Source organism: Mesorhizobium sp. M1A.F.Ca.IN.020.06.1.1 (assembly GCF_004023265.1).
Lineage (GTDB): Bacteria > Pseudomonadota > Alphaproteobacteria > Rhizobiales > Rhizobiaceae > Mesorhizobium.
The window spans coordinates 1-832 of record NZ_RZSR01001522.1; the positions used below are offsets into that span (position 1 = coordinate 1).

Here is an 832-nt window from a genome sequence, read left to right on the forward strand (position 1 = left end):
GGAAACAGCCGCGAACCGAGGAAATCCCGGGCGAGAAGATCGACCGAGAACAGCAGCAGGCCGACAAGCAGCGCCAGGCTTGCGATCCTGAGATACCGGCTGCCGCCGATAAGACCGATGGCGAGGAAGACCGGCGCATGCATCAGCAGGAAGGATGCGGCCGTGCCGGTGAAGGCGCCGCCGCGATGCGCGGCCGCCGCCGACAGCGCCACCCCTGCCGCGCCGACGAGACCGCCTGCCAGCACGAGGATGCGGCTGCCGCCGTCTGATGGTTGCCCGGCAAGACTCATTTCGATGCTCCGTCTTCGATCGCGCGCGGCTCAGGATTCGCCGGCCTCGAGCAGCATATGCCGTGCGCGCCGCGTCTGGACAATCCAGTTATAGACCGCCCCCAGCGCCATCAGCACCGATGTGCCCAAGAACACCGCCCGCATGCCGAAATGGCCGCCGACGAAGCCGCCGGCGAGCGGTCCCGCGACCTGGCCGACATACTGCGCCGAGATCGATAGTCCGAGCACATTGCCGCCGACGCCGTCGGGGATGTTGTGACGGATGACGCTGGTGATGCAGGGCAGGAGGCCGCCCAGCGCCAGCCCCATCAGGAAGCGCAACCCGATCAGCTGCCAGCCGTCGGTGACGAAAGCTTGCGGGACAAGCAGCAGGGCCGAAACGGCGAGCGCGCCGACGACCACGTTCCAGTGGCCGACCCGATCGGCAAGCTTGCCCAGCCACGACGAGGACAGGATGGTTCCAAGCGCGGCCGCCGACATCACCACGCCCGCGACCATCGTCACCTTGCTCTGGTCCGCGACGAGCTGCTGCACATAGACCG

At 67.7% G+C, this 832-nt stretch carries 2 protein-coding genes; both read right to left on the reverse strand.

Going from position 1 to position 832, the window contains the following annotated elements:
• Positions 1–290, reverse strand: a 290-nt coding sequence (locus EOA60_RS35280) for a DUF423 domain-containing protein (protein WP_128312748.1), incomplete at its 3' end; no start/stop codon positions are given.
• A 30-nt stretch (positions 291–320) separates the two neighbouring features.
• On the reverse strand, positions 321–832 hold a 512-nt coding region (locus EOA60_RS35285), incomplete at its 5' end, for an MFS transporter (protein WP_128312749.1).